We start from the raw sequence: 6750 nt of genomic DNA on the forward strand, positions 1-6750 counted from the left end.
CCTCCCCGGCCGAGGGGTCAGACGAGGTGCGCGGCCTGGTCCACCACCGGGAGGACCCGGCGGACGAGTGAACCGACCGGGCCCCCGGCCCGTTCCTGGGCCAGGAGACGGCCGACGACCGCCGCCGTCTCCTCGTCGCTCGCCGCCGTCGCCGCGAGCAGGGCGACCAGATGGTCGACCAGCCAGTCCCGCAGCGCGTCGGCCGGGGGCTGCTTCTCCTCGTCCAGCCAGATCAGGGAAGCCGCCTCCACGGCCGCTATCCACGTCCGGACCATCATCCGCAGCCGGGGCCCGGGCCGACCGACGCCCAGGTGGACGAGGATCTGCTCGGCCGCGGCGCGCCGCACCTCGTCGACGATCGCCGTGGTCCGGGAGGTCTCGGCCACGCTGCCGCCCCGCAGGAGCGCGCTGAACCCGGCGTCGTGCTCGTCGACGAAGGCGAGATACCGGTCGAGGACCCGGGCGAGCCGCTCGGTCGCCGGCCCCACGGGCGGCTCGGCGAAGCACAGCTCCAGCTCATCGGCCGCGGAACGCAGCGCCGCCTCGTACAACTGCTGCTTCCCGCCGGGGAAGTAGCGGTACACGAGCGGTCGCGAGACGCCGGCCGCCTCGGCGACGTCGTCGAGGGAGACCTCGTCCGGCGCCCGGTGCGCGAACAGCGTCAGGGCCGCGCCGAGGAGCTGGATCCTGCGCTCCCCGACGCTGAGCCGGCGGTACGCGGGCGGCGCGGGCGTGGCCGGCGTGGCAGGACTGGTCATGCCACGCAGCGTAACTCCGCAGGGCGACACTCAGGCCAGCAGTCCGGAGGACTTCCACAGTCGGCGCCCGGGGCCCCGCAGCACGCCGATGTCGTCGAGGAAGTCGGTCAGCCGCTTGGCGCCCGACTGCATGACCTCACGGCGGTGTCCGCTCGCCTTCACCTGGGCGACCGCCTCCCGGCGGTCCAGGCCGACGTTCTCGTACACCCCCGGGTTGATGAAGCAGACGGAGAAGACGCGGGCCGCCTCGCCGCAGCTGAGCCGGGTGAACTCCTGCTCCCAGCGGGGCGCGGTCACCATCTGGCGCCGCAGCTCCTCGCGGGCGTACCGCACGTGCCGGGCCTCCTCGACCACGTGGATGCGGGTGACGCCGCGCACCAGCGTCTGGACGCGCTCGTCCGGGAAGGTCAGGCGCTGCATCCAGTCGAGGATCTCCTCGCCGAGGAGCGTCGCGGCGAAGGATCCGGGGGTGGTGGAGACGGTCTTCAGCACGCGCGCGAGGTTGTGGTAGACCCGCGGCACGGGGTAGCTCGGCGCGCCACCCTTCTGGATCATCCTGGCGAACATCATCGAGTGCCGGCATTCGTCGGCTATCTCGGTGAGCGCGTAGCGCACATGGCTGCTGGTGACCGACTTGTCGTAGATATGCCGGACGAGCAGCTGCATCAGAATGATCTCGAACCAGATGCCGAGCGAGGCGAGCGACGCGGCCTCGTGACGGGCGAGGTCCATCCGCTGGTCCTCGGACATCCGCTTCCACAGCGGGGTGTCGTAGAGGGACACCAGCTCCGGTGGCCAGAACCACTTGCCCTCCTCGACCGGTGCGTCCCAGTCGAGTTCGGTCTCGGGGTCGAAGGAGTGCTTGAGGGAGGACTCGAGGAGCCGCTCGGCGACCTGTTCCCGGTCGCGGAGGGGGCCGAGGGCGTCCCGGAGGAGGGTGAAGTCGTGCTCGGTCGAAGCGGTCATGACGGTGGGGCACCTCGCTGTGCTCGCAGTCTGGTTACCGGAGGTCACCCCTTATGAGACTGCGCGTCAGTAAGCCCGTCAATCCCCTGTGCGCGACTTGTTGACCCCGTGTCTACCAAGGTGTGAGCTGGAGGGCGGCCCGCTCAACGGCGCGGGTGAAGAGTGAAGGAGGCGTCGGTGTCGACGTACGACCTCTACGCGAAGGCTCCCGGGGATCCCATCTGGCCGGTACCGACGGCGGGTTCGGCCCGCTTCACCTGGGAGTACGAGGACGGCCGCGACCGCCTCCTCGCCCTCTACCAGAAGGGCAAGGACAAGCAGTGGGACGGCGCCAAGCGCATCGACTGGGAGCTGGAGGTCGACCCGTACGACCCCCTCGGCACCCCCGACGAGGTAATGGCCCTCTACGGCAGCCGGTACTGGGACCGGATGACCGACAAGGACAAGGGGGAGATGCGCAGGCACTACGCCTCCTGGCAGTTCAGCCAGTTCCTCCACGGCGAGCAGGGCGCCATGATCTGCGCCGCGCGGATCGTCGAGTCCGTCCCCGACCTGGACGCCAAGTTCTACTCGGCGACCCAGACCATGGACGAGGCGCGGCACGCGGAGATCTACGCCCGCTTCCTGCACGAGAAGATCGGGATGCTCTACCCGATCAACGACAACCTCCAGAGCCTGCTCGGCGACACCCTGCGCGACTCCCGCTGGGACATGCCGTACCTCGGCATGCAGGTCCTGATCGAAGGTCTCGCGCTGGCCGCCTTCGGCATGATCCGCGACACCACGGACAAGCCGCTGCCGCAACAGATCCTGGCGTACGTGATGCAGGACGAGGCCCGGCACGTGGCCTTCGGCCGGATGGCGCTGCGCGACTACTACCGCCGGCTGTCGGACGCTGAACTCCGCGAACGCGAGGAGTTCGTGATCGAGGGCTGCCACCTGATGCGGGACCGGCTGCGCGGGGTCGAGGTCCTGGAGAACTTCGGCATCCCGAGGAAGGAGGCGGCGGAGCTCTCCGAACGGAGCGAGTCCCTGCGCCTCTTCCGCAAGCTGCTCTTCAGCCGGATCGTGCCGTGCGTGAAGGACATCGGCCTGTGGGGCGAACGCCTCCAGAAGGCCTACCTGGACATGGGCGTCTTCGACCTCGGCGACTCCAGCCTGGACCTGCTGATGGCCCGGGACGAGGAGATGGCCGAGCAGCTCGACCGGGAGCGGTTCGCGACGGAGGAGCGTGAGCGGGTGGCGGAGGTGCGTGAGGCGATCGCGGACGGGGCGGCCGGGGCGTGACCGGGGTGACGTACCGTGCCCGGCATGAGCATGCCGCCACCGTCGCAGAATCCGCAGCCCCACCACCCGTACGTCGGGCACGTGCCGCCCCCGCAGCAGCCGGGGATGTACGGCGTGCCGCAGGGCCACCCCCAGCAGGGAGTGCCCCCGCAGTGCCCGGGGCCGGGCGCCTGGGGGCAGCCGCCCATGGGGCAGTGGCCGCCGCCGAAGAAGAAGCGGACGGGGATCGTCGTCGGCATCGCCGTCGGCGCCCTGGTCGTGGTCGGCGGTCTCGGCTACGCGGGCCTGACCCTCCTCGACGGCATCGGCGTCACCGGCTCCTTCCCCGAGGCGACGCACCGGCTCGTCGTCCCGAAGACCCTGCTGGGCGGCGAGTACAAGCTGGTCACCGACGCCTCCGAGACGGAGGGCAAGGAGGTCGAGGACACCTACGACCCCACCGTCAAGGACGCCAGGGCAGCCATCGCCGAGTACTCCGGCAAGGAGAACGCCGTCCTCGTCGTCTCCGGGTTCCACGGCCGCCTCAAGGACCCCGAGGGCACCCGCGACGCCATCCTCAAGGGCGCCGTCGACAAGCAGTCCACGCTGGTCGTCCCGCCGAAGGACTTCACACCGGCCGGACACGACGGCCTGGTCGTCACCTGCCAGGTCACCACCTCGAAGGACGCCACCGGGACCGTGAGCCTCCCCATGTGCGCCTGGGGCGACGGCAACACCGCCTCCTTCGTCGCCGTCGTCACCACGGAGTCGGCGGTCGCCGACCCGAAGACCGTCGACCTGGCCGAGATCGCCCGGACCACGGCCGAGGTCCGCGCCGAGATGCGCAAGCCGGTCACCGGCTGACACCCGCCTCGTCACACGCATGAGCCCCCCGGCGCGAGGCGCCGGGGGGCTCATGCGATGGAGCGGGGAATGATCAGCTCAGCGACTTGACGCTGCGCCAGTCGACCGAGAGGACGTTCTTGGCCGGTGCGTTGGTGTTGGTGGTGGAGGGGTAGTAGACGCGCATCTGGCCGTCGACGCCCGAGCGGGCCCAGATGTCGGGGATCTTGTCGCCGTTGACGTCGGGGATGCCGATCGCCGTCGAGACGTTGGCCTCGGTCCAGCTCGTGCCGTACTCCACGTCGCCGTTGAGCGAGTTGGCCGCCAGCTTGAGGGAGTCGAGGTTCACGCTGCCGGTTCCGGTGCCGGGCTTGCCGTGGCGGACGTACATGTTGCCGTTGTCCAGGTTGCGCCAGAGCAGGTCGGGGGTGCCGTCGAGGTTGATGTCGGCGATGTTGACGATGTCGCGGCGCTCCCAGGCGTCGACGTTCATCAGCGTGGCGGTCTGGAAGCTGGCACCGGTGTAACCGGACAGGATCCAGAACGCGGCACCGGCCTTCAGAGCCAGGTCGGGCAGCTTGTCGCCGGTGATGTCACCGACGGCCTTGAGCTGCGTCCACGTCGAGGGCGCGGGCGCGTTCGACGGGAGGCGGACCTTCAGCCGGTCGTCGACCTTGAAGCTGCCGTAACCGTCACCCGGGTAGAGCCAGAACTGGCCGTCCGGGGCCCGGGCGAACAGGTCGGTAGAGCCGTCACCGGGGTAGGCGTCCTGGTAGTGGGCGATCAGCGCCGCCTTGCCGGTGGCCGGGTCGTACCAGTGGCCCTGCGGGTGCATGACGGCCTTGCCGTCGGCGCCGACGGTGTAGGAGCCGGCGAGGCTGCCGTACAGGTCGCCGCCGACACCACCCGAGTAGCTGAACAGGTTGCCGCTGGAGTTGATGAGGAGGATGTCGGGAAGGTTGTCGCCACCCACGTCATGCGGGCCGTCGGCGGTGTCCCTGGGCTGGACGTACGTCAGGTAGTCCGTGCGCGCGCTCTTGTTGCCGAGCGAGTCGAACGCGTAGAGCTGCAGCCAGTTCGGCCCGGCGTGCGGCGGCTTCAGGTCGGGCACGGTGGCGACGCCGTCGACCGCGTTCACGTACTTGAGGTCGGTCCCGTCGAAGGCGTAGCTGAACTTGGCCGCACCGGGAGAGCTGAAGGTCATCGGCCCGGTGTTGCCGAACTTCACCGTCGCCCAGGTGGCGCCGTCGGAGGTGGCCCGCTTGAAGGGGGTGGTGTCCTCGTCGACGACGGGCTGCGGGGGTGCGGAGCCGTCGATGGTGATGCGGCAGGGCTCGGTGCCCGGCGGGTAGTACGTGGAGACGGCGCCGACCGCGTCGAGGGCCTGGACGTCCCACGAGTACGTCGCCTTGTCATCCAGCGGGAACGTGGCCGGGATGATCCGGGTGGCGGTTCCGCTGGTGTTCGGGGTGACGTCGACGGGGGCCGGGACCGTGCCGCCGGTCTTCCAGAAGCGGAAGCGCAGCTTGGACAGGTTGCCGTCGGCGTCCTTGGCGTTGGCCGACAGGGTGATGTTGGTCTTGCCGACGGTCACACCGGCGCCGGGGCCGGGGGTGCAGGCTCCGCCGGGGGTGGAGGTGCCGGCCGTGGGCTCGTTGGGCTTGGTGTTGTAGTCGACCTCCAGGGTGGCGGAGGTGGCGCGGAACTTGCGCCAGGTCTGGGTGTCGCCCTCGCTGCTGGCGCGCATACCGAAGGTGATGTTCGACCAGCCGCCGGTGGCGGCCTTCTGGGCCGCGTCCTTGACCGCGGTGTTGCTGAACGCCTCGTACTCGTCCGGGCAGGAGGTCGACCAGCCGTGCGCGAAGGACTTCGACTGCAGGTGCGTCGACCAGGACGGCTGCGCGTTCCACGTCGTACCGGTCGAGATCGATCCGGTCAGGTAGAACTTGAACTCACGGCTGGTGCAGGACCAGGAGTGGTTGTTGAGGACCTTGTACGACGCCCGGGTGACGGTCGCGTACTTGATGTTCGGCGAGAACTTCATGCGCCAGAACGAACGGGCCAGACCACCGGTGTCGCTCTCGTAGCCCACGCGGGCGTCGGAGGTGCCGGAGGAGAAGTTGGTGCCGTTGTAGAAGCTGGAGTTCGGGTACGGACGGTAGGCGGTCGTCCAGGCTTCCCACGCCGTGTTCAGCGTCGGGTCGACGAAGACGGGGAACTTAACACCCGGCTTGTCGAACAGGCCGGTCTCGGCCACGTTCAGGAACATCCGGGCCGTGCCGGTCTTGTCGCCGTCCAGCTCGACGGGGAGCTGGGCGGACTTCGCGCCGGGCTCGATACCGGTCAGACCGGACAGCTTGAGCACGTCGGCGGGGGTCGTGGTGGCGGTGCGGGGGGCGGCGTCCTTCAGCTCGGGGTCGCGGCCGTTGGAGTCCCACGCGAACGGCGTGGGGATCGAACCGACCTCCGTGCCCTTCTTGTCCAGGACCAGCACGCGGCCCTTGGAGGCGTCGAGCTGGAAGACGGCCGTCTTCGAACGCAGCCCGTACGCGACGGACTCCAGCGCCTCCTGCTTCGCGGCCTCCGGGGTCTTCACGATGAGGAGCTGGGCGAAGCCGCCCTCCTCACGAGCGACCAGGAGCAGGTCGACGCCCGGCAGGACCTCGGAGTAGAGGGCGCGCGGGCCGTCGAGGACCGGCTCGGGCAGAGCGCCGGGCCAGGTGTAGGCGATGGTGTGACCGGCGACGTCCATCTCGGCGAGCACGGACTCACCGGGCTGCGGAGCGCGGGCATACGAACGGTCCGCACGGCCCTTCTCGGCACTGCCGCTGGCGAACCGCACGGCGACGGGCGCGTTGACCGGCACGACGCCCAGCCCACGCGGCGCCTTCGCCGACCGGACCAGCTTGTTGTCGAC

The 6750-nt window shown here is 69.9% G+C and carries 5 protein-coding genes; 2 read left to right on the forward strand and 3 right to left on the reverse strand.

The features are described from left to right. Positions 1 to 17 precede the first annotated feature (17 nt). On the reverse strand, positions 18 to 758 hold the full coding sequence (locus ACWDX6_RS26495; RefSeq protein ID WP_451487393.1) for a TetR/AcrR family transcriptional regulator: 741 nt from the start codon (positions 756 to 758) through the stop codon (positions 18 to 20). Between the two features lie 30 nt (positions 759 to 788). Then, positions 789 to 1724, reverse strand: a complete 936-nt coding sequence (locus tag ACWDX6_RS26500; RefSeq protein WP_403288460.1) for an AurF N-oxygenase family protein — start codon at positions 1722 to 1724, stop codon at positions 789 to 791. Between the two features lie 177 nt (positions 1725 to 1901). On the opposite strand from ACWDX6_RS26500, the gene ACWDX6_RS26505 reads away from it, so the two are divergent. Both ACWDX6_RS26505 and ACWDX6_RS26510 read left to right on the forward strand, forming a co-directional pair. After that, positions 1902 to 3011, forward strand: a complete 1110-nt coding sequence (locus ACWDX6_RS26505) for a ferritin-like domain-containing protein (protein ID WP_451487394.1) — start codon at positions 1902 to 1904, stop codon at positions 3009 to 3011. Between the two features lie 24 nt (positions 3012 to 3035). Next, positions 3036 to 3854 (forward strand): hypothetical protein, encoded by an 819-nt coding sequence (locus tag ACWDX6_RS26510; protein WP_451487395.1) that lies wholly within the window; start codon positions 3036 to 3038, stop codon positions 3852 to 3854. 73 nt (positions 3855 to 3927) lie between these two features. On the opposite strand, the gene ACWDX6_RS26515 is transcribed toward ACWDX6_RS26510, so the two are convergent. Next, a partial coding sequence (locus tag ACWDX6_RS26515) for a hypothetical protein (protein ID WP_451487396.1) occupies positions 3928 to 6750 on the reverse strand: 2823 nt, incomplete at its 5' end.

It is taken from the genome of Streptomyces sp. NPDC003027, assembly GCF_053591435.1.

What these genes read in the sequence shown, in the direction of transcription:
- ACWDX6_RS26510 (WP_451487395.1), top strand. Translation starts at nt 3,036, where the DNA reads ATGAGCATGCCGCCACCGTCGCAGAATCCGCAGCCCCACCACCCGTAC.
- ACWDX6_RS26500 (WP_403288460.1), bottom strand. Translation starts at nt 1,724, where the DNA reads ATGACCGCTTCGACCGAGCACGACTTCACCCTCCTCCGGGACGCCCTC.
- ACWDX6_RS26495 (WP_451487393.1), bottom strand. Translation starts at nt 758, where the DNA reads ATGACCAGTCCTGCCACGCCGGCCACGCCCGCGCCGCCCGCGTACCGC.